The 19,019-nt window shown below is 68.2% G+C and carries 17 protein-coding genes; 11 read left to right on the forward strand and 6 right to left on the reverse strand.

From position 1 onward, the window contains the following. Positions 1–8: 8 nt before the first annotated feature. The 4 genes from AC5RWX_RS16650 to AC5RWX_RS16665 form a co-directional block, all read right to left on the reverse strand. Positions 9–3,140, reverse strand: a complete 3,132-nt coding sequence (locus AC5RWX_RS16650) for a glycohydrolase toxin TNT-related protein (RefSeq protein WP_494062569.1) — start codon at positions 3,138–3,140, stop codon at positions 9–11. Positions 3,141–3,199: 59 nt separating this feature from the next. After that, on the reverse strand, positions 3,200–3,577 hold the full coding sequence (locus tag AC5RWX_RS16655) for a DUF6507 family protein (RefSeq protein WP_493939540.1): 378 nt from the start codon (positions 3,575–3,577) through the stop codon (positions 3,200–3,202). Positions 3,578–3,640: 63 nt separating this feature from the next. Continuing rightward, entirely contained in the window at positions 3,641–3,946 is a 306-nt protein-coding gene (locus tag AC5RWX_RS16660) for a hypothetical protein (protein ID WP_493939539.1), read from the reverse strand. Between the two features lie 96 nt (positions 3,947–4,042). Then, positions 4,043–4,390: a hypothetical protein gene (locus tag AC5RWX_RS16665; RefSeq protein ID WP_493939538.1), complete on the reverse strand. Its 348-nt coding sequence runs from the start codon at positions 4,388–4,390 to the stop codon at positions 4,043–4,045. A gap of 261 nt (positions 4,391–4,651) precedes the next feature. Here AC5RWX_RS16665 and AC5RWX_RS16670 point away from each other — a divergent pair, with 261 nt between their 5' ends. The 11 genes from AC5RWX_RS16670 (at position 4,652) to AC5RWX_RS16720 (ending at position 16,192) form a co-directional block, all read left to right on the forward strand. Then, positions 4,652–4,972 carry a hypothetical protein gene (locus tag AC5RWX_RS16670; RefSeq protein ID WP_493939537.1) on the forward strand — a complete coding sequence of 107 codons (321 nt, stop codon included), beginning with the start codon at positions 4,652–4,654 and terminating at the stop codon, positions 4,970–4,972. Positions 4,973–4,974: 2 nt separating this feature from the next. After that, positions 4,975–6,300, forward strand: coding sequence for a type VII secretion integral membrane protein EccD (gene eccD, locus AC5RWX_RS16675; RefSeq protein ID WP_493939536.1), 1,326 nt, complete (start codon positions 4,975–4,977; stop codon positions 6,298–6,300). A 20-nt stretch (positions 6,301–6,320) separates the two neighbouring features. Further along, the gene (locus AC5RWX_RS16680) at positions 6,321–7,421 is read left to right on the forward strand and encodes a nucleotide-binding protein (protein ID WP_494097618.1); all 1,101 of its coding nucleotides are present in this window, start codon (positions 6,321–6,323) and stop codon (positions 7,419–7,421) included. Then, a complete protein-coding gene (gene eccCa / locus AC5RWX_RS16685; protein ID WP_493939534.1) occupies positions 7,418–11,512 on the forward strand; it encodes a type VII secretion protein EccCa in 4,095 nt (1,364 codons plus the stop codon). The genes AC5RWX_RS16680 and eccCa overlap by 4 nt, the downstream gene beginning before the upstream one ends. Further along, positions 11,505–11,942 carry a hypothetical protein gene (locus tag AC5RWX_RS16690; RefSeq protein ID WP_493939533.1) on the forward strand — a complete coding sequence of 146 codons (438 nt, stop codon included), beginning with the start codon at positions 11,505–11,507 and terminating at the stop codon, positions 11,940–11,942. Before eccCa ends, AC5RWX_RS16690 begins: the two co-directional genes overlap by 8 nt. Continuing rightward, positions 11,939–12,937, forward strand: coding sequence for a DUF6177 family protein (locus AC5RWX_RS16695; protein ID WP_493939532.1), 999 nt, complete (start codon positions 11,939–11,941; stop codon positions 12,935–12,937). Before AC5RWX_RS16690 ends, AC5RWX_RS16695 begins: the two co-directional genes overlap by 4 nt. An 83-nt stretch (positions 12,938–13,020) precedes the next feature. Further along, positions 13,021–14,049, forward strand: a complete 1,029-nt coding sequence (gene rarD, locus AC5RWX_RS16700) for an EamA family transporter RarD (RefSeq protein WP_493939581.1) — start codon at positions 13,021–13,023, stop codon at positions 14,047–14,049. Positions 14,050–14,175: 126 nt separating this feature from the next. After that, positions 14,176–14,655 (forward strand): DUF2975 domain-containing protein, encoded by a 480-nt coding sequence (locus AC5RWX_RS16705; protein WP_493939531.1) that lies wholly within the window; start codon positions 14,176–14,178, stop codon positions 14,653–14,655. Then, entirely contained in the window at positions 14,655–14,861 is a 207-nt protein-coding gene (locus AC5RWX_RS16710; protein ID WP_493939530.1) for a helix-turn-helix domain-containing protein, read from the forward strand. Before AC5RWX_RS16705 ends, AC5RWX_RS16710 begins: the two co-directional genes overlap by 1 nt. Beyond that, positions 14,858–15,721: a DUF817 domain-containing protein gene (locus tag AC5RWX_RS16715; RefSeq protein WP_493939529.1), complete on the forward strand. Its 864-nt coding sequence runs from the start codon at positions 14,858–14,860 to the stop codon at positions 15,719–15,721. The genes AC5RWX_RS16710 and AC5RWX_RS16715 overlap by 4 nt, the downstream gene beginning before the upstream one ends. Before the next feature lie 129 nt (positions 15,722–15,850). Continuing rightward, the gene (locus AC5RWX_RS16720; protein WP_493939528.1) at positions 15,851–16,192 is read left to right on the forward strand and encodes a hypothetical protein; all 342 of its coding nucleotides are present in this window, start codon (positions 15,851–15,853) and stop codon (positions 16,190–16,192) included. Positions 16,193–16,304: 112 nt separating this feature from the next. Here the strand turns inward: AC5RWX_RS16720 and AC5RWX_RS16725 are convergent, their stop codons facing one another. Both AC5RWX_RS16725 and gabT read right to left on the reverse strand, forming a co-directional pair. Continuing rightward, positions 16,305–17,168 carry a universal stress protein gene (locus AC5RWX_RS16725; RefSeq protein WP_493939527.1) on the reverse strand — a complete coding sequence of 288 codons (864 nt, stop codon included), beginning with the start codon at positions 17,166–17,168 and terminating at the stop codon, positions 16,305–16,307. Positions 17,169–17,405: 237 nt separating this feature from the next. Then, positions 17,406–18,779 carry a 4-aminobutyrate--2-oxoglutarate transaminase gene (gene gabT, locus AC5RWX_RS16730; RefSeq protein ID WP_493939526.1) on the reverse strand — a complete coding sequence of 458 codons (1,374 nt, stop codon included), beginning with the start codon at positions 18,777–18,779 and terminating at the stop codon, positions 17,406–17,408. Positions 18,780–19,019: the final 240 nt, after the last annotated feature.

Below are 19,019 nucleotides of genomic sequence, written 5' to 3' on the forward strand. Positions count from 1 at the left end.
TACATTCCTTAGTTTTCGAAGTCGAAGCGCCGGGTTTGGCCGTTAACCGTTACCTTGAGTTCCACCATATGTGGAACACGGTTTCCCCCACCAGCATCGTAGATCGGGCGGACGTCCCACGTGACCGAGGGCTTGCTGCCCCCGGGAGGCACGTCGCGGAGCCGGTCGCGGATCCAAAGCTCGGTGTCATACCAGGTGTCGGCGGCCCCCGTCAGCCGCAACCGCTCGATGGGCGTCAGGGCGCCCAGGCCGAGGTTCCGGTTTTGGATGTTCAGCTGGGGAATCAGGTTGATCTTCTCCCCCGGTCCGCCGAACATGGCCGCGAGGAGGTGGCCGCCGTCGTAGTCGCCGCCGCCGTGACCGCCCACGTTGGTCTGGTTGCCGGGATGCCGCCAGGTGTCGGCCTGCTCCTTGGGAAAGTACTCGAGGTCGTGGGCGTGCAGTGCCGTGGGGCGCCCGAACCCGTCGGTGTGGACCACGATGTTGCCGTCGATGTGGTACCGGACGTTGGGCCGCGGGTTGTTCAGTTCGGGATTCCAGTTGCCCTTGGATCCGCTGGGAGCCTCGATCTGCTGGATGTGGCCGGCGGAGTTCGTGTAAAACTTGCCGCGGCCATCCACCTCGTAGACGGTCGTGGGTTTTAGCGTGATGCCCTGCTCTTCGACCGCGTCAATGACTGATTTCCGTGCGGACAAGTCGAGGTCGTGCTTGGCCAGCAGGTCCACCGGGTCGCCGGCGTTGCGCGCCCACGGCGGGTCGAACTGGCGCGGCCCGGTCTCGTGGAGGCCTTCCCTTCGGATCAGTTCGTCGACGCCGATGGCTTTGGGATCGGGGCCCTGGGTGGTGTCGAGGAACCGCAGCTGGGTTCCGCCGCCCGGGCGCCCGAAAGCCGGGGCGATTTCGGAGACCTCGACCTCGACGCCCGCGGGCAGGCGGCCGAGCTCGAAGTGGTGCAGCTCCTTGCCGAGGGTATCGACCGGCAGGCCGCGCATGTGCCACGGGGTTCCCTCGATGGCCAGGTAGGCTCCGCCGTTGGGGCCGATCCGGTCCAGCTGGACCTTCCCAAAGTCGGACTGCAGCTCGTCGTATGACGAGTACGTCCGGATGGTTCCTTCGACCGCCCCGGCGTTGTCCGGATAGGCCGCCCGGTACTCGTCCGGCCGGAACTCGTCCAACTCGCTGTACCGGTTCGCGTATTCGGCTCTATCCAAAGGGTTCCCGAGCTCATCGGTCCCATAGGCGGGCTGGGAACGGTCCACCATGGCGTCGAGGTCGCTGTTGATGTCCACGCGGCCGTGCTCGTCCTTGGGCAGGTCCGCCCAGTCCGGCATCTCGACGTCCTGGTAGAGGTCATCGGCCCGGTGCTGGCCATATCTGGCGTGTGCCTCCGGGTTCTGGATCGCGTCGGGCACAGCGGTGCCGTACTGCGGTTCCTGCGGATGGCGGAAGCTGTCGCTGACTCGCTGTCCGTTCACGTCATAGGCGTTGATGCCGTCGCCGGACCCCGCAGCGGTCGCCTTGGGTGTGGCGGGATCGAGTTCCGGGGCTCGTGAGCCTGAAGCACCGGCTCTGGCGTCGGAAGTGCGCGCGGGCGCCTCAGCGTCGGAAGTGCGCGCCGGCGCATCCTTGGCCTCCGGCGTCTCAATCCGCTGGCCGTACTGCGGAGGGCCGGAACGTTCCGGCACGGTGTAGCCGCCGGTGCGCGACGACGGTTTGGGTCCGTCCGCGTCAAAGTTCATGATGCTGTTGCCGTTGCGGCCGGACGGCGCCTCCACATCGAACCGGTGCCCGGTGGTGTAACCGCCGCCCGCGGTGGCCAGGCGCGGGCCGCCCAGCGCGTTCGCCAGGTTGTCCGTGCCGGTGCGCAGCGACGTCGTGAAGTTGTCCGCGCCGGCGCGCAGGCCCGAGGCGGCGTTGCGCAGCCCGTCGGTGAAAGCGTGGCCGGCGGTGCTGACGTAGGGGCGGACCGTGCCGGTGACCGTCTTGAAGCCGCTGGTCGTGACATCGATGGCGGTGAACTTGAAGTTGGTGGAGAAGTCGATGGCGCGGGTGGTCAGGCCCGCGGTCTTGGACAGGCCGGAGAAGTCCAGCACCTTGGCCGCCGCCCCGCCGGCCCGGCTGACCGCGGTGACCTTGTTGGCTACGCTGCCGGCCTTGGCCACGGCGCCGCCGCCGGCGGTCAGGAGGATGGCGGAGAGATCGAACGCCGTCGCGCCGGCGGCGTAGGCCGGATCGCGCTGCCAGTCGTCCCAGTGGATGGCCGCCTTGCCGACGGCCAGCAATTCCTCGCCTGCCTTTTTGACCGTGCCCGGGCCGCCGATCTTCTCGGCCACGAGCGCGGAGATCGGGCTGGAGACGATGGCCACGTTCAGTGCGATCTGGCCGATGCCCTTCCAGGTGGCCGCGAAGGTCTCGCCGTCGGTGAAGTTGACCATGTTCCACAGGCCGGTCACCGTGCCGGTGACCCCGCTCCAGACGCCCTTGCCGAAGGACACCATGCCGTCCCAGGCGTCCGCGTACCACGGCTTGTCCCACTCCGTCGGCTTGCCCCAGGGAATGTGGCCCTCGCCGGTCGCCGAATCAAGCTGTTCTGCCGAGTAGCCGTAGGCCTGCTGGCCGGTGCCAGGGCCGTCCTGCGTGGTTTCGACCAGGGTGATGCCGCCGTAGAGCGCGGCAATCGCGTTGGCGCAGGTTCGCTCGGCCGCCATGTGCTCGGCCGCCAGCGCGTTGGCGTCCCTGAGTATCCGGTTGTCGTCGTTGACCAGGTCCTCGTCCTTGCGCCAGTCGCTGCCTTCGTCGGCGATCCGCGCCCGCACGCCGTGCCAGCGGGCCACCAGCGCGTCGTAGCGCGCTGTGAAGGTGTCCGCCCAGTCGGCGAACGCCTCGATGGCCGACTTGATGGCTGCGGTGTCGGACTTGATGTCCTCGGTGGTAGTCCTGATCGGCTTGACCGCGACGTAGACCTGCGGGGCTTCCGGTGACTTATAGACCGCTTCCAGTCCGCTCCAGTCGCTCTCGATCAGTTCGACGGCGTCGTCAATGTCTTCGGCCTTGTCGTCCAGCGCCTTGGCGTGCGTGCGCAGCAGTTCCGCGTCGGGCCGCTGCGGGTATTCCTCGGCATAGGGATCCCAGGCCGTCATTGCTTCCCCTTATTCGGTGCGTGAGACTTGATGTTCGTGAAAGTGGCGCGACCGGTCGATCAGAGCGCCAGCGGAGTGGGTCCGTGCGGCCGGTGCGGACGCGAGGAGTCTGCCTCCTCGGGCAGGGTCCCGATCAGGTTTTGGGCATCCGACGCCATCTGCGCGTCCCCCATGACGTAGGAATTCACCGCGTCCATGGTGCTTTGGAAGGTGGTCTGCAGCCGTCCGGCGACACTGTTCAGGCCCGGTTGGACGGTCTTCTCCGCCCAGCCGTTGAGTGCGTCCATCACCGGGCCGGACTTGGCGGCAGCGATGATGTCGCTGACCGCGGTACCCAAGGCCGGGAAATCCTTCTCAAAGCTGTCGGCCCGCCCGCTGGCGGTGGTGACGATTGTTTGGACTTTGGTGGGTTCGATGTCCCAGCCGTCGAGTGCCACTGCTGATTGCCTTTCGTGCCGGACGTTGGCGGACTGGATGTTGCTGGTCTGGATGTTGCCGGTCTAGATGTTGGCGATCTTCGCGCCGGCCGTCTTGATGGTGTTGCCGGCGGTGCTCTTGGCGTCCTCCAGCAGCTTGTGCACGTCCGCCATGATGCCCGCGAACGCGAACCCGGCGTCTGCCCAGGCCTGCTCCACCCGGTCGTACTGCTCTGCAATATCGGTGGCCTGGAACTTGGCCTGCAGGTCCGCGGCGTCTTTCTTGCGCGTTTCCACCAGCGCGTTGAGCTTCTTCTTCACCCGGTCCAGGTTGTCCTGGGCCTGCGATGCTCCGCCATCGGAGAAGGCGAATGAATTCTGGTCTGCCATGATGTTTCCTTCCTCATGCCCGGCCTCGGCCGGAAAAAGATCGTCTGTGGGTCATTGCCGTTTGAGGGGCGGGAGCCTACCTGCTTCCTGTGCAGGCTAGCCGCGGTTGCGGAAGACGGCGTCGTCCCAGGCCGCCTTGCCCTCGGTGGCATCTGCGTCGTCGGCCTGCTGCTGCTCGCCCAGCTGCATGGTGGTGTTGACCTCGGACTGGCCCTGCTGAATGGAAACCAGCGATTTCTGCAGCCCGGACGCCACCATGTTGGCCCGGCCCATGATGCCCTTGAACTTCTCCCAGAAGTCACCGGCGGTGTTGCCGCGCATGGGCTCGGGAACTGCCTCAAGCTCCTTCATCAGCGCCTGGAGTTCGGTATCGGCCGCCGCGCTGGCCTTCCCGGCGTCGACAAACGCGCTCTTTTCCATCTTGATGAACTGGTTGCCGCTCATTGCTCCACCTTCGTGCCCCGTCACGGGGCTGTAGCTGCCGCTTCCGCCGGCGGACGCCTGCTGCGTCCGCGGTGCGCCGGGTTGCCGCCCGGCCGGTTGTCTTCGAGCGGTTCCCCGCCTTTACCATAGAACGCGCTGGCTTGCACCGCGTCAATCGACGTTAATGGGTACATCTCCCCATCCTGAGCGGGACACGCGAGAATTTATCCATCGTTTGGAGCGATAAGCTCGGTAGGCGATGCACCGCTTGGGAGGAGAGACGTGGCCCACGATTACGACAATCAGCTCATTGAGTCTGTGGCTGTCCGGCGTGCCCGGCTGACCACGGCGCTGCTGTACGGCGCGAACCCGCTCCAGCGGCGCTGGAAGTCCAGCGTCCGCACCTTCTTCTTCAGCATCGCCATGGCGGCGGTGATCGCCGCCGTCTGCGTGGGCTATTCGTTCGTGACCAACCTGCTGGAAGACCTGCGGCAGGAACGGCAGCAGCGGACGCAGTCCGCCGTCGTCCTCCACCTCGGTGGCCATCCGGCGGACGACGACGGCGTCCGCCTGCCGCCCGTCCCCCACCGAGGAGCCGCTTGAGCATGGCCGAAACCTTTACCCGCGTGACCGTGGCCGGGCCGCAGCGCCATGTGGACGTCCTGCTCCCGTCGCAAACCCCCGTCGGCTTGCTGCTGCCGCAGGTCCTGGACCTGCTCGACGACCAGCCGGCCGCCGCCGTCGCCGTGAAAACGCTGATCACCCCCGCCGGCGATCCGGTCCGCGAGGACGCGTCGCTGACGGACGCGGGCATTGCCGACGGCGCCATGCTCCGGCTGGTGAATGTCTCCGAGGCCCCGCCGGCAGCGGTGGTGTACGACATCACCGACGCCGTGGTGGAACAGACCGAGGACATCGGCGGCCGCTGGACCGAGCGGGTCCGCCGCGGGACGGGCGCCGTCTTCGCCGCCGTCGGACTGTACCTGGGCGTGCACCTGCTGCTCGACGGCGCCGCCAACGCCATGGCCGCGGCCGTCTTCTTCGCGCTGGCCGCGGTGCTGCTGGGCGCCGGCATCTACCTGGGCCGGGCGACCGCCACGGTGCTGGGCCCGCTGCTGGTGGGCACCGGCTGGCTGCTGGCCGTGGGCGGCGTGCTGCACCTGCCTGCCGATCCCGGGACGCACGTGCTGCTGGCCGCCGCGGCGAGCGCCGTAGCACTGGTCGGTGCCGGCCTGATCTCGCAGCGTCCGCGGGCGCTGATGTCTGCCGCGGGCCTGCTCGCCCTCCTCACCGTTTTCTGGGCTGCCTCGCTGGCTCTCTTCGGCGCCCCGGTGCTGGCCGCCGGCGTGGCCGCGCTGCTCAGCTGCGCGACCCTCGGCCTGCTGCCGCAGATCGCCCTCTCCACGTCCGGACTGGCCACGCTGGACGACCGGCGGGCCAAGGGCGGCCGCATCGGCCGCACCGACGTCCATGTGGCCATCGGCTCGGCGCACCGCGGCCTCAGCTTCGGCACCGCGCTGTCGGCGCTCTCCGTGGCCGCCGGACTGTGGATCCTGGGAACGGACACCGAGCGGCAGGCCTGGACGATGCCGCTGATCGGTTGCCTGGCCCTGGCCACCGGGCTGCGGGCGCGCGCCTTTCCGCTGGCCACCGACCGGATCGCGCTCTACCTGGCGGCCGCCGTCGGCACGCTGGCCCTGGCGCGCTCGGTGCTGGCCTTCTCTCCGGGGCACGGCTGGTTCGTGGCGGCCGGCCTGCTGGTGCTGGCCATCGCCGTGGTGATCTCGCTGACCGTCACGCTGGCCGACCATTCCGCCGCGAAACTGCGCCTGCTGGCCAACCGGTTGGAGACGCTGGCCATCCTGGCCGCCGTCCCGCTGGTCATCGGCTTGTTCGGCGTCTTCGCCTCGCTGCTGACCACCTTCGACTGAGACAGGTTGGAACCGATTCCATGGAACCGATGTCGCGCAGGGACCTGATCGCCCGGGAGAATACCGCCACCGGGCACGTCCCTGCAGGCCCGCACCCACAAGCTTCCGCGCCCCCGGCCGCCCCGTCCGGTGCGGGCTTGCCCGGCAGGACACAGGTGGCCGACCCGTGGAGCACGCCGGCTCCGGCCGCCGGACCCGCCGGGCCCGGCCCGTTCGAATCCGATGCCGAACAGCGGCGGCGGCGCCTGCGCGGCCGGCGCGGCGAGCCCTGGCTGGTCCGCACCATCCTGGCGGCGAGGGGCCTGCTCTCCTCCGACGACTACCCGCGGCGGCTGGTCGCCGCCACGGCCGGCGCGCAGGCCGCGGTCAGCACGGGGCGCCGGATCGCGGTGATCGGCAGCCGGGGCGGGGCCGGGAAGACCACGACGGCGGCGCTGCTCGCATCGCTGTACGCGGCGGCCCGGCAGGACACCATCGCGGCCGTCGACCTGGCGCCCGCCGGCGGGACCCTGGCGCTGCGGCTAGGGGTGCCGGACGCACCGGCCATCGACGACGCCGCCGCCGTCCTGCACTACTCCCCCGCCGGGAGCGCCGACGACCTGCGCCGGCAGCTGGCCGCCACCGGGCCCAACCTCTGGGTGGCCGGGGAACGTGCGCTCGGCGGGCATGCCGGCAATGCCGCGCTCTCGGCGGCCGGCCAGAGCATTTCCCGGTACTGCCCGGTGGCGGTCTACGACTGCGCCACCGGCCCGGGCGAGAATTCGGACACCAACTGGGCCATCGGCGCGGCCCACTTGGCCGTGCTGGTTGCCCCCGCCTCGGTGGCCGGAATCCAAGACGTCCGCCGAACGGCCGCGGCGTGGGCGGCCACTCCTGAGCTGGCCGGCACCGGGCTGTTGGCCGTGCTGACCCAAACCGACGCCGACGCCCCGCTGGACCCGATGTCGGAAGCCAAGGCGCTGGCCCGGGACGGACTCGTCGTGCTGCCGCTGGGCTACGACCGGCATCTGGCCAGCGGCGTGGAGTTCGACCCCGGACTGATGTCCCGCGCCGTCCGGCTACAGGCGGCGGAGCTGGCCTCCACCGCCTTGGCCCTGGCAATGGAGCACACCGGCCGATGAGCGTGAAGATCATCCACCGGCCGGCCCGCACCACCGCCCCGGCCCGCGAGGCTGCGCCGTTCAGCCTGGAAGCACCGCCGCCGATGGCCGAGAAGTCCGGCCGGATGAACGCCATGGCGCTGATCCCGCTGCTGGGCGCCGGCCTGTCCATGACCGTGATGATGCTCTTCCGCGGCAACAGCCTGGCCGCCGTCGGCGCCATCGCGATGATCGTGACGGTGGTGGCCTCCATCATCATGATGCTGGGCCAGCGCGGCAGGGCGACCCGTACCCGGGCCGAGGAACGCGACCGCTATCTGGAGTATTTGGAGGAATCCCGGGCCACGCTGCGCGCCGACGAGCAGCGAACCATCACCACGGCCCGCACCAGCAATCCGGAGCCCACTGCCCTTTTCGACATCGTCCGCAATACCAGGCGGCTGTGGGAACGGCGTCGGGGCAACGAAGACTTCCTGCAGGTCCGGATCGGCTCCGGCGAACGGATCAGCCGGCAGATCACCATCAATGAGCAGGGCCCCGCCACCGCCCAGCGCGATACGTTCATGGACAACGAAGTCCGGATCCTGCAGCAGCGGTACGAGAGGTCCCCGGACCTGCCGCTGACCCTGCCGCTGGACTCGGCCGGCAACGTAAGCATCATTGGCAAGCGCGAGTTCGTGCTTAATGCGGCCAGGAACCTGCTCATCGAGGCCTGCGCCTTCCACTCCCCGGAAGACCTGCAGGTGGGCATCGCGGCCGGGGAAGACCGGCTGGGCGACTGGGACTGGACGCTGTGGCTGCCGCACCTGGCCGACCAGAAGCAGGCCCATGCCACCGGTCCGGTGCGCCGGATGGCCCGTTCCGTGGACGAACTCGGTGCGGTGCTGGCCGACGAACTGAACCGCCGGGCGGTGGTGGCGGCCGAGTCGTCCAAGAACCTCAAGGGCGCCAGCCAGCACCTCCCCCGGCTGCTGGTGCTGGCCGACTGTTACGGCGCCCTGCCGGAAGATCTGGTGCTGCCGGACCGGCACGCCGGACTCGCCCAGCTAGGCATCACCGTGGTGTATCTGGTGGCCGACCGCCGCCAGGAACCCGGCGAAGTCAGCGTGCGCGTCAGCCAAGATGGTGCCGGTGCCCGGGCGGACCGCACCGGGACGGACCGCCCGGCAGGTGCCGCTGCCGCCGAAGCCGGCGCCCCGCCGTCGGACGCGGCATTCCTGATACAGAACTACCGCGAGGACCCGGTGGAGCCGGTCGAAGAACGCGGCACCCTGGACAGCCTGGCCGTGGCCACCGCCGAGGCATTGGCCCGCGAACTGGCCCCGATGCGGCTCTCGGCGGACTCGCTGGAACACAACACCGCCGCCGGTTCGGACAGTTTCCTGGAAATGCTCGGCCTCAGCCCGGCGCTCGACGAAGCGGACATCAGGCGGCTCTGGAAACCGCGCAGCGAGGTGGATTTCCTGCGCATCCCGCTGGGCCCGGACGACCGAGGCCGGCCGGCCCTGCTGGATTTAAAGGAGTCGGCCCAGTTCGGCATGGGCCCGCACGGGCTCTGCGTCGGCGCCACCGGTTCCGGCAAGTCGGAAATGCTGCGGTCCCTGGTGCTGGGGCTGCTGGCCACGCATCCGCCGGAACTGCTGTCCATGGTGCTGGTGGACTTCAAGGGCGGCGCCACCTTCGCGCCGTTTGCCGCCGCGCCGCAGGTCTCCGGCGTGATCACCAACCTGGCCGACGACGCCAGCCTGATCGAACGCATCTACTCCAGCCTCAACGGCGAGGTGGTCCGCCGGCAGGAAGTGCTCAAGGCCGCCGGCAACATTGCCAACATCACCGATTACCAGCTGCACCGGCAGGAACGGCTGGCCCGCGGCGAGGTGATGGAGCCGCTGCCGCATCTGGTGGTGATCATCGACGAGTTCGGTGAACTGCTCACCGCCCGGCCGGATTTCATCGACCTGTTCCTGTCCATCGGCCGGATCGGCCGGTCCATCGGCGTGCACCTGCTGCTGAGCAGCCAGCGGATCGAATCCGGCAAGCTGCGCGGGCTGGAAACCTACCTGTCCTACCGGATCGGCCTGCGCACGCTCTCGGAGTCCGAGTCACGCACCGTGCTGGACACTCCGGACGCCTTCCATCTGCCGCCGGTTCCCGGCTACGGCTACCTGAAGGTGGACACCACGGTCTACACCCGGTTCAAGGCCGGCTACGTATCCGGCCCATTGGAAGACGTCCAGGTCCAGGAAGTACAGGAAACCACCGACGGCGATGGCCCCCTGGTGCTGCCGATGCCCACCTACGCGGCCAGCCTGGCGAAGGCGAACGACGACGGCACTGCAGCCGGCAAACCGGTCCGCACCGGCGCTTCGAAGCGGACCACCGGCCCCACCGTGCTGTCCACGCTGATGGACACGCTGGCCCGGTTCCCGCGCGCGGTGGACCCGATCTGGCTGCCGCCGCTGCCCGCCGCCGTGGCGCTGGACACCGCCGCCGGGTCGGTGACCAGCACCAGCCAGGGCATCCGGCTGACCAGCGGCGGGTCGCTGAAGGTTCCCATCGGCCTGCTGGATGACCCGGCCAAGCAGTGGCAGGGCGTCTGGGAGCTGGACCTCAAGTCCGCCGGCGGCAACGTGGCCATCATCGGCGGCCCGCAGTCGGGCAAGAGCACCGCGCTGCGCACCATCGCGGCCTCGCTGGCCATGACCCACAGCCCGCAGGAAGTGGGCATCTACTGTGTGGACCTGCTGGGGAACTCGCTGGTTCCGCTGGAGGGCCTGCCGCACGTGGGCGGTGTGGCGGTGCGCACCAACCGCGAAGTGGTCCGCCGCACGGTGGAAGAACTCCTCGCCATGCTGACCGTGCGTGAGAACGTCTTCGAGAAGCACCAGGTGGACTCGCTGGCCACGCTGCGCAAACTCTGCGCCCAGGGCAGGATTCCGGAGCTGCCCAGCGCCGACATTGTGCTGGTGCTGGACGGCTACGGGCTGCTCACCGATGAGTTCGAGGACATCGAACCGGCCGTGCACGCCTTGATCGCCCGCGGCGGCGGCTACGGCATCCATGTGGTCACCACCGCCAACCGGCAGAACGAAATCCGGCTGGCCCAGCAGTCGTTCTTCGGCACCAAGATCGAACTGCGGCTGGCAGACCCGGCGGACTCCTCTTACGGCCGCAAACTCGCCGAGACCATGCCCGCGGACCGCCCCGGCCGGGCGCTGACCGACGCCAAGCTGTTCGGACACTTTGCACTGCCGCGCATCGACGGCGTGGCCGACGCCGACACGGCCACCCAGGGCACCCGGGACATGGTGGCCGCCGTCGCCGCCTCCACCGACGCCCGCGCCATGCAGGTGCGCATCCTGCCGCAACTGGTCGAAGCCGCCGAGATCGAGGTCCCGCCGCTGCCTGGCCTGTTGCCGCTGGGCCTGCGCGAGACCGATCTGGGCCCGGAGATGCTGGATCTGGTCCGCGGCGAACACCACCTGATCGTGATGGGCAACGAGCAGTCCGGCAAGACCAATCTGGTCCGCTCGCTGGTCTCCTCGCTGGTGTCCCAGTATCCGTCCCGGGACTTGGTCTTCGCGGTCTTCGATCCGCGGCGCGCGCTGGCCGATGTGGTGCCCGATGCCTATCTGGGCGGCTACGCCCCCAGCGCCGCCCAGGCCGAACCGCTGGCCAACGCCATCGCCTCCGAGCTGTCCAAGCGGACCGCCGGCGGCGACGCGATGCAGGACAGCATCGGCGAGCCGGACAGCATCCCGCGGATCGTGCTGCTGGCCGACGACTACGACATCCTCACCGCCGGCGGCGCCGGGCCGCTGCGGTCGCTGATCGAGTACCTGCCGATGGGCCCGGAGCTGCAGCTGAACGTGATCCTCACCCGCCGGGTGCGCGGTGCCGGCCGCGGGATGTACGAGCAGTTCTTCGCCGCGCTGCGCGATTCGGGCAGCACCGGCCTGATCCTTTCCGGCGACCGCTCCGAAGGCGGGCTGCTGAACAACGTGCGCGCCCGCCGGCTGCCGGCTGGTCGCGGCCTGCTGGTCCGCTCCGGCGGCCCGGTGCAGACCGTGCAGACCCTGTGGACCCCGATGGAGGCAACTGCCGATGTCTAACACCGTCACCGTCGTCGCGCTCGACGAGCCAAACCAGGACGTGGTCATGGTCTCATTGCTGGCCGTGGTGCCGCAGGAATACATCCGGCAGGCTGCCAACGGCGCCCTGCTGGAAGTCGAGGACGGCGGCGGCACCACCATGTTCGCCGTCGAACTGCCCCGCCTGATCCGGGTGCCCGGCGAAGTCTCCCGGCTGCTGGCCGGGGCCAGCGTGAACGCCGTGGAAGGTGCGCCGATCCCGTACATCTTCTCCGACGACCCGGCGTTCGCCGACCCGGAGCACCAGGATCTGTGGTGGCAGGAGATCAGCATCCGCAACGGCATCCCGGACGGCGAATCGCTGGGCTACCGGCTGGCGCAGAACATCGCCGTGCGCTGCCGCGGCGCCGTCGTGGGCCACCAGCTGCCCGGATCCGGAGAACAGGGATGATGATGCACGCCTCGGCCTTCGATTTCTACACCGAACGCACCGCCGTCGTCTTCCAGGACAAGCCGCTGGTGTTCCTCTCCCCCGCGCTCACCCGCGCGTACGTGGCGGCACGTGAATTGAAACGCCAGTTCGTGGTGATGACGCCCAGCGCCAGCAAACTGACCCTGCCGCTGTACCAGTTGCTGCAGCGTGAGGGCTGCATCTGGATGGCCAGTGCGGCGGACGGGACGTTCTACAACGGCTTCACCGGCCAGCAGTACCGCTGGAGCGGGGACGTCTTCGCCGCCGAGGAGCAACTTGCCGCCGACTATCTGCAGGCGCTGGCCGGCTCCGACGGCGTGGTGCAGGCCCGCGGCGAGATCCTGCATCCGGCCAGCGAATCGACCCGGATCGGCGAGTTCACCGCGGCGCTGTTCCGCGAGCTCACCGGGGCGGATCCGGCCGGCTGGGGTATCCACGAGCCGGTCAGCGAACCATGGGAGACCGCGGAGCTGACCCGCTACTGCTACGACACTGCGCCGATGACCAGCAACATCATCGTGGTCGGCCGTCCCCGCCCCGGCACCGGTGTGCCGTCCATCGCCGTGCTGACGGTGACCCGCTCCTCCACCGGCGTGCACGAATCCGTGGAGCTGTTCTGCGAATCGGTGGATCCGCTCACGGTGGACGAACTGGCCTCCTTCGGCGCGGCCATGCACCGGGCGCACGCTCGCACCGCGCTGGCTGGCCACACCATGCTGCTGGACCAGCTCGCCTTCCCGGCCCGCTTCACTGGAGTCAGCGTCCCGGCCTGCGCGTTCTTCGGGCCGGAGTCGCTGCAGCAGTTCGGCGCGCAGCAGGCCCTGGCCGCGGCCGGCGAGCGCGCCCGGCTGGTGGGCGTCCCGCCGCTGCAGTCGCTCGCCGTCACCTACCACCGCGACCCCGCCGCCGGCCGCCAGCACCCGCTGGACGAGTACACCGAGCTGGTGGGCAAGCTGGCCGGCGGAAAGTTCTGACCGCGGCGCTGGCTCCGGTATACCGTTGGCGTTATAGCCCAGCGGAATAGAACCAACGGACCGGAGGTTGTGCCAGCGTGTCAATGAACGACGGCGGTGCCTCCTCCCAGCCTTCTGCCCCTGCTGCTGCGGTTGCTGAGGCCGGTGCCCGCCGCGGACTCGGCCGGCTCCGCAAGCAAGGCGGCCGTCCCAGCGAGACCGGGGCCGGCATGGCCTATGGGCTCGCGGCCTACGGGCTCTGGGGCATCCTCCCGCTGTACTTCACCGCACTGATACCGGCCGGCCCGTTGGAGATTGTGGCCAACCGGATTGTCTGGTCGCTGCTGTTCTGCTTCCTGCTGATCACGGCACTGCGCGGCTGGCGCGCCTTCCGGGTCGCCCTGACCAACCGGCGCACCTTCGGCGCCTTGTCGCTGGCCGCTGGCCTGATTGCCGTCAACTGGTTCACCTACACCTTCGCCGTCCTCAACGGCCACGCCATCGAAGCCTCGCTGGGATACTTCATCAACCCGCTGGTCTCGGTGCTGCTGGGGGTCATCCTGCTCAAGGAAAAGCTCCGGCCGTTACAGTGGGTGGCCATGGGTGTGGCGTTCGCCGCGGTGCTGGTGCTGGCGTTCGGGTACGGCAACGTGCCGTGGATTGCACTGATCCTGGCGTTCAGCTTCGGCTTCTACGGCCTGGTCAAGAAGAACGTCGGCGGCCGGGTCGATGCGGTGACCAGCCTCAGCGTGGAAACCCTCGTGCTGGCACCGGTTTCCGTGGTGATCATGGTGCTCCTCATCGCCGGCGGCCAAGCCACCCTGGTGTCCGAAGGCACGGGCCACTTCTGGCTCATGGCCAGCAGCGGCCTGATCACCGCCCTGCCGCTACTGTTCTTCGGCGCAGCCGCCAGGCGCCTGCCGCTGAGTACAGTGGGCATGCTGCAGTATCTGGCTCCCATCCTGCAGTTCATTACCGCGCTGGTCTTCCTGCACGAACCCATGCCGTTCGAACGCTGGGTCGGCTTCAGCCTGGTCTGGCTCTCCCTGGCCATCCTGACAGCGGACATGGTGGTGGCGCTCAAGCGGGCACCCAAATCCGGCGCCGAACCCGCAGCCGCACCTGTGCGCTAGAAAACGCCGCAGCGCCGACTGCCACCCCGCTCACGCAAATGTGCCGTCTGCCGCGTCCAGCGCGCGAGGACCCTTGCTTGTGCCCCATCGATTGATATTCGATAGGAAAGAAGCGACACTCGATGGATGCGAAAGACTTATCTGGCGGTTACCGCCCTCAGGATCCTGCTGGTGGTGGCGTTCGCTCTTCTCCTCTTGTTCCAAGTGATGTCGCTGCCCGGCCAGTTTGCCCATATGGCCGCGGAGTCTCCGCAGCTGGCCTACCTGCAGTGGCCGCTGACGGTGTTCTCGATCGTCGAGCTGCTGTGCGTCCAGGCGGTGATCGTCAGCACGTGGAAACTGCTCACGCTGGTCAAGCACGACCGGATTTTCAGCAAGTCGTCCCTGACCTGGCTGGACGTCATTGTGTCGGCAGTTGTTGCCGCCTGGATACTGCTGCTTGGCGTCTTTCTGTTCGTCGGCTTCAATGCCGATGACCCGGGCATGCCGCTGCTCCTGTTCTTGTTTGTGGTGGCCGGCGCGGTGCTCGGGCTGCTGTTGGTGGTCCTGCGCGCTGTGCTCCACCAGGCCATCACCCTGCGGACCGACATGGATGCGGTGATCTAATGCCGATCGTGGTGCGCATCGACGTCGAGCTGGCAAAACGAAAAATGAGCGTCGGGGAGTTCGCCGAGCGGGTCGGTCTCACGCCCGCCAACGTGGCAGTGCTGAAGAACGGCCGAGCCAAAGCCGTACGCTTCAGCACCTTGGATGCGATGTGCCGGGTGCTGGAATGCCAGCCCGGCGATTTGCTTGAGTGGATTGAGGAGTGACAGGCATCGGCACGGCCGCCGTTGCCCCGCTGCTTCCCGCGTTCCGGCGCTTCGCGTCGGCAGTGCTCCAACTGCTCCGGTTCGCCCGGATTCAGGTGCAGTGCTGCCTTTTCGCCGCCACGATTTTCGTGGGCCTCGCGGCCAGCACCGCCGTGCCTTTGCCGCTCCCCCGGTACGATGCCTTGCTGGTTTACGGACTGGCCCTCACCACGGTGTTCTACCTGCTGCGGCTGGAAACGGGCCGCGAGGTGGCAGTGATCTTCGGTTTCCACCTGGTGGGGTTGGCGCTTGAACTATTTAAGGTCCAGATGGGCTCATGGTCCTACCCGGAGGAGGCTTGGACCAAGGTAGCGGGAGTGCCCCTGTACTCCGGCTTCATGTATGCCGCCGTGGGTTCCTACATTTGCCAAGCGTTCCGGCGGTTTGACCTGCGGATCAACAGCTTCCCGTGGATCCCGGCCGCGGCGCTGGCCATCGCTGCCTACGCAAACTTCTACACCCACCACTACCTGCCGGACCTGCGCTGGGTGGTTGCTGCCGGCTTCGTCGTCGTGCTCTGGCGCAGCCGGGTCGCGTTCACCGTGCAGGACCGCAGCTATGCCATGCCGCTAAGCCTGTCGTTTGTCCTCATCGGCTTCTTCCTCTGGGTCGCCGAGAATGCCGCCACTCTGTTGGGCGCTTGGCAGTACCCGGACCAGGCCCAAATCTGGCAGATGGTGCACGTGGGCAAGTGGGGTTCGTGGGCGCTGCTGGTCAGCCTCAGCTTCGTCTTGGTGGCAGCCGTAAAGGCTCAGGAGGGCCGATTCTACGGCCACGCCGGCGCAGTGCCGACTGTCATAAGTGAGCTGCGCCCGTCCTGAGTCCTCGCCGACGATAAGTCAGCAGCTTGGGTTCCTCCCCATCGGCTTGCCTCAAAGGTAGCCTGTTCGAAACAGGTACGATTCGTCAGGCGCGGGACGGGGGCAATGCGTAGAACCGACGGAATCACGATGGTCGCACTCTTCGGGATGGTCGTGGCCATCGCAGGCCTGCACTTAGCCGGCCGCCCGGACTGGGCGGGGTATGGCACCCAAGGCCTGATGCTTCTCGCTGTCCTGTCGGTAGTGTTTCGGTTGATCCTGGGACGCAAGGATAGCGTCACCGGTCCGATGGCGGATTCTGGAAGCACGCTCAACGATCTCTACTTGGGTACCACCTACAGCGGACCACGGCATGTCGCGCAGCCGCAAGAGAAACAAATTGCGCTGGTCATCGACGACGACGAGCGGCGCGAATTCCTCGAAGCACTCAAAGCGGCTGATACCCGCAACACTCATCCCGGAGGCAACTAAGTCCGGGCTAGACGCCGGCCGCAACGGCGGCAGCGACAACAAAGCCAACAGCTGCAACTCCCGACACGCCACTGAGAACTTTCAGGGAGAAGCCCGCCGGAAACCCGGTTGTCTACTCCCGCAGCCCGTCCACTTCGCGCGGGACCACCACCATGGGTACCGGCAGTGAGCGCAAGACCTTGTGGGCGGTGGCGCCGAGGAACAGGCGGTTGTGCTGTGCCAGCCGGCTGGAGCCGACCACCACCAGCTCGCCGTCTTCCCAATCCAGCGAGTCGATGGCCTCTTCGATGTTGCGGCCGTGCGCCACGGTCACGGTCGCCTTGCCCGGCGGCAGTTCAGTGGCGGCTTGGGCGAGCACCGAATTCGCATGCAGGTGCGCATTGTGAATGGCCTCTCCGCTGTCGGAGTCTTCGCGGGTGTCCAGCGATACCAGGGAGACCAACCGCAACTGCAGGCCGCGGCGGGAAGCAGCGTTCAGGGCAACGTCCCGGGCCGCCTGGGCGCCCTGCCGCTCCCCGATGAACGCAGTCAATCGGGTCAGCGGCTCCGTCCGCTGGTAGCCGCGGGGCGCGAGCGCCACCGGAATCGGCGAGGCATGCAGAAGCGCATTTGCCACGCTGCCCACTGTGAAGCGCTTGAACAAACTGCTGCTACTGGCGCCGATCACGATCAGCCGGGCACCCGCTTCTTCCCCCGCCGCGATCAGGCCCTCTGCGAAGGATTCGGCCGCGCGTACCTTGAATTCGGCGTTCACGTCGGACGGAATCAACTTCAACGCCTCGCGGCGGGCGGTGACGACCTCCTGCTCGCTGGCGCTGACGCGCTTGCCTTCGGGATTCAAGACCACGTAGGGAGCGTTCTCCGCCACCACGTAAACGATGTCCAGCCCCGTGCCCTGGGTCCGGGCGATGGCCACGGCCAGTGCCACCGCGTCGGCTCCCCGTTCGTCCGGCTGGTATCCCACTACATAGCGCACGCGACTACCCCTGTCCGTTAACGTGGAGCAGCGGATGCGACCGTGCCGGCGCATCCGCACCCGATGAGGCGACTGTGTTTCCGACTCTAGTCCGCGAGGGCCTGCGAGAACAGGCTGCAATCAGGACGTCCCGGGTGGACGGCCGAAGCTGCGTGGAACGACAACGGGGCGGCTTCCGGCACCCGTCCCGCAGGACGTTGGGATCCGGAGGCCGCCCCGTATGGAGGCGCCGAAGAGTTAGGCGGCTACCTTCCGGATGGCTGCTTCCAGCACATCCAGGGCGTCGGCCAGCAGGTCGTCGCCGATGACCAGCGGCGGGAGCAGGCGCACCACGTTGCCGTAGGTGCCGCAGGTGAGGATGATGACGCCTTCCTGCAGGCAGGCGGCCGCGATTTCCTTGGTGGCCTCGGCGTTCGGCTCCTTGGTGGTCGCGCCGGTGCCCGGCTTGACGAACTCCATGGCCAGCATCGCGCCGCGGCCGCGCAGGTCGCCGATGATGTCGACTTCCTCGGCCAGCTTCCGCAGCCGGCCCATGACCTGCTCCTCGATCTGGCGGGCGCGGGCGCTCAGGTCCTGGGCCTCCATCGTCTCGATGGCAGCCAGTGCGGCGGCACACGCCACGGGGTTGCCGCCGTAGGTGCCGCCCAGTCCGCCCGGGTGCACCGCGTCCATCAGTTCTGCGCGGCCGGTGATGGCGGACAGCGGCATGCCGCCGGCAATGCCCTTGGCCATCGTGATGATGTCGGGCACCACGCCGTCGTGCTCCGAGGCGAACCAGGAACCGGTGCGGCAGAATCCGGACTGGACTTCATCCGCGATGAAGACCACGCCCTTCTCCTTGGCCCACTCCGCCAGCGCCGGCAAGAAGCCCTCGGCCGGGACAATGAAGCCGCCCTCGCCCTGGATCGGCTCGATCAGGATGGCTGCCACGTTCTCGGCGCCAACCTGCTTCTCGATCATGGTGATCGCGCGGCGGGCGGCGTCCTCGCCCTTGATCTCCGCTTCCTCTCGGTACGGGTAGCTCATCGGCACCCGGTAGATCTCCGGGGCGAACGGTCCGAAGCTGCCGGCCGGGCTGGACTTGTAGGGGTTGGCCTTCGCGGTCAACCCCATCGTCAGGTTGGTGCGGCCGTGGTAGGCGTGGTCAAAAGCGACGACGGCGGTGCGCCCTGTGGCGATGCGTGCCACCTTCACGGCGTTCTCCACGGCTTCGGCGCCGGAGTTGAACAGCACGGAACGCTTCTCGTGGTCGCCCGGGGTCAGCTGGGCCAGCTTCTCGGCCACCGCAATGTAGCTCTCGTACGGGCTGACCATGAAGCAGGTGTGGGTGAACTTGGCAACCTGATCCTGCACCGCGGCGACGACGGCGGGGTCCGAGGCACCGACGCTGGTGACGGCAATGCCGGACCCCAAGTCGATGAACGAGTTGCCGTCCACATCAGTGATGATGCCGCCGTCTGCGTCGGCCACGTAGACCGGGACGCTGGAGGCGACGCCGCCGGCCACCACAGCGTTGCGGCGGGCGGCCAGTTCTGCGGACTTGGGGCCGGGGAAACCCGCGGACACGTCGCGCTTCTGTTCCAGCCGGTACTGGGTCGTCTGAGTGCTCATGGTGTGCCTTTCACGTTGGGGGATGCCGTCGGCAGCTGGACGCCCGGCGCGCGCGTTGGCTACAGCCGCGGTGCGCCCTAGTGGAGGACGTTCAGCGGTGGAACAGCGTGTGCCGAGGGAAGCCGTGCTCTACAGCGAGATTACGTTTTCCGACCGAGGGCTGCCTATGGCGCCCCGCACAGCCGATTTGCCGTTTCGCCGTGCAATTGGCCAGACGCTTCCGACGGCGGCGCCCTCCGT

It is taken from the genome of Arthrobacter sp. SPT-J7 (genome assembly GCF_059089965.1).

What these genes read in the sequence shown, in the direction of transcription:
- AC5RWX_RS16650 (WP_494062569.1), bottom strand. Translation starts at nt 3,140, where the DNA reads ATGACGGCCTGGGATCCCTATGCCGAGGAATACCCGCAGCGGCCCGAC.
- AC5RWX_RS16660 (WP_493939539.1), bottom strand. Translation starts at nt 3,946, where the DNA reads ATGGCAGACCAGAATTCATTCGCCTTCTCCGATGGCGGAGCATCGCAG.
- AC5RWX_RS16665 (WP_493939538.1), bottom strand. Translation starts at nt 4,390, where the DNA reads ATGAGCGGCAACCAGTTCATCAAGATGGAAAAGAGCGCGTTTGTCGAC.
- eccD (WP_493939536.1), top strand. Translation starts at nt 4,975, where the DNA reads ATGGCCGAAACCTTTACCCGCGTGACCGTGGCCGGGCCGCAGCGCCAT.
- AC5RWX_RS16680 (WP_494097618.1), top strand. Translation starts at nt 6,321, where the DNA reads ATGGAACCGATGTCGCGCAGGGACCTGATCGCCCGGGAGAATACCGCC.
- eccCa (WP_493939534.1), top strand. Translation starts at nt 7,418, where the DNA reads ATGAGCGTGAAGATCATCCACCGGCCGGCCCGCACCACCGCCCCGGCC.
- AC5RWX_RS16690 (WP_493939533.1), top strand. Translation starts at nt 11,505, where the DNA reads ATGTCTAACACCGTCACCGTCGTCGCGCTCGACGAGCCAAACCAGGAC.
- AC5RWX_RS16695 (WP_493939532.1), top strand. Translation starts at nt 11,939, where the DNA reads ATGATGATGCACGCCTCGGCCTTCGATTTCTACACCGAACGCACCGCC.
- rarD (WP_493939581.1), top strand. Translation starts at nt 13,021, where the DNA reads ATGAACGACGGCGGTGCCTCCTCCCAGCCTTCTGCCCCTGCTGCTGCG.
- AC5RWX_RS16705 (WP_493939531.1), top strand. Translation starts at nt 14,176, where the DNA reads ATGCGAAAGACTTATCTGGCGGTTACCGCCCTCAGGATCCTGCTGGTG.
- AC5RWX_RS16710 (WP_493939530.1), top strand. Translation starts at nt 14,655, where the DNA reads ATGCCGATCGTGGTGCGCATCGACGTCGAGCTGGCAAAACGAAAAATG.
- AC5RWX_RS16720 (WP_493939528.1), top strand. Translation starts at nt 15,851, where the DNA reads ATGGTCGCACTCTTCGGGATGGTCGTGGCCATCGCAGGCCTGCACTTA.
- gabT (WP_493939526.1), bottom strand. Translation starts at nt 18,779, where the DNA reads ATGAGCACTCAGACGACCCAGTACCGGCTGGAACAGAAGCGCGACGTG.